Below are 2,080 nucleotides of genomic sequence, written 5' to 3'. Positions count from 1 at the left end.
CCGACGACATGAGCTTGCCCAAGGCCGAGCGGCGGCGCCGGCAGGTGATCAATGCGCCGAAGAAATCGCCCAGCGCAAAATTGATCAAGATCGCCGACAAGATCAGCAATATCGGCGCGCGGATCCAGCTCGATCCAACTACTGAAGAGCGCGACGATCTCGTCGATTACACCGGCTGGGCCGAGCAGGTCGTTGCCGGTTGTCGCGGCGGCAATCCGTGGCTCGACACAGCATTCGACAACATGGTGCGACGAGCGAGGGCCTCGCTGTGAGCACTCACACAACATTCAAACGCAAACGGGGCTTGTGATGTCCGTCAAAATAAAGCGTTCCGTCTATGCCGACATGTTCGGCCCGACCACCGGCGACAAGGTCAGGCTCGCCGACACCGATCTCATCATCGAGGTGGAGAAGGATTTCACCGTCTATGGCGAGGAGGTGAAGTTCGGCGGCGGCAAGGTGATCCGCGACGGCATGGGGCAGTCGCAGGTGACCAACAAGCAGGGCGCGGCCGACACCGTCATCACCAATGCGCTGATCGTCGACCACTGGGGCATCGTGAAGGCCGACGTCGCGATCAAGGACGGCATGATCTCCGCGATCGGCAAGGCCGGCAATCCCGACATCCAGCCGGGTGTCACCATCATCATCGGCCCCGGCACCGACGTGATCGCGGGCGAGGGCAAGATCCTCACCGCCGGCGGGTTCGACAGCCACATCCATTTCATCTGCCCGCAGCAGATCGAGCACGCGCTGATGAGCGGCGTCACCTCGATGCTGGGCGGCGGCACCGGTCCCTCGCACGRCACCTTTGCGACGACCTGCACGCCGGGGCCGTGGCACATGGGGCGGATGATCCAGTCGTTCGACGCGTTCCCGGTCAATCTCGGCATTTCCGGCAAGGGCAACGCCTCGCGCCCCGCGCCGCTGGTCGAGATGATCAAGGGCGGYGCCTGCGCGCTGAAGCTGCACGAGGACTGGGGCACCACGCCGGCTGCGATCGACAATTGCCTGTCGGTGGCCGACGATTACGACATCCAGGTCATGATCCACACCGACACGCTGAACGAATCCGGCTTCGTCGAGGATACGATCAAGGCGTTCAAGGGGCGGACCATCCACGCCTTCCACACCGAAGGCGCCGGCGGCGGTCACGCCCCTGATATCATCAAGGTCGCCGGGCTGAAGAACGTGCTGCCGTCCTCCACCAATCCGACGCGGCCGTTCACCCGCAACACCATCGACGAGCATCTCGACATGCTGATGGTGTGCCACCACCTCGATCCCTCGATCGCGGAAGATCTGGCGTTCGCCGAAAGCCGGATCCGGAAAGAGACCATCGCGGCGGAGGACATCCTGCACGATCTCGGCGCGCTCTCGATGATGTCCTCGGATTCCCAGGCCATGGGCCGTCTCGGCGAGGTCATCATCCGCACATGGCAGACCGCCGACAAGATGAAGAAGCAGCGCGGGTCGCTGCCGCAGGACAAGGGCAGGGACAACGACAATTTCCGCGTCAAGCGCTACATCGCCAAATACACGATCAACCCTGCGATCGCCCATGGCGTCTCGAAGCTGATCGGATCGGTGGAGAAGGGCAAGCTCGCCGATCTCGTGCTGTGGTCGCCGGCCTTCTTCGGCGTCAAGCCGGACTGCATCGTCAAGGGCGGCACGATCGTTGCCGCGCCCATGGGCGATCCCAACGCCTCGATCCCGACGCCGCAGCCAGTGCACTACCAGCCGATGTTCGGCGCCTTCGGCAAGGCGCGCACGGCGTCTTCCGTGGTGTTCACCTCCAAGGCCGCGATCACCGGCGGGCTGGCGCGCAAGCTCGGTATCGAGAAGAAGCTCTATGCCGTCCAGAACACCCGCGGAAAAATCTCCAAGAAGAGCATGATCCACAACGACGCCACGCCCGATATCGAGGTCGATCCGGAGACCTATGAGGTCCGCGCCGACGGTGAACTCCTGACCTGCGCGCCCGCCGAAGTGCTGCCGATGGCGCAGCGATATTTCATGTACTGAAATAGCGTCCCGGTCCCCGGAGCCTGTCCGGGGACGGTTTTACGGTGTTGCGTTC

General features: G+C 63.4%; 1 protein-coding gene and 1 pseudogene. Both read left to right on the top strand.

The window, feature by feature from the left end:
- A pseudogene (locus tag AC1D00_RS38280) lies at positions 1-272 on the top strand (phosphohydrolase); the annotation flags it as partial.
- A gap of 37 nt (positions 273-309) precedes the next feature.
- Positions 310-2,025, top strand: coding sequence for an urease subunit alpha (gene ureC / locus AC1D00_RS38275; protein ID WP_477014243.1), 1,716 nt, complete (start codon positions 310-312; stop codon positions 2,023-2,025).
- The last annotated feature ends 55 nt before the right edge of the window (positions 2,026-2,080 follow it).

This window comes from Bradyrhizobium sp. P2_E8, from assembly GCF_056403875.1.
This window is presented reverse-complemented; position numbering and strand designations above follow the sequence as displayed.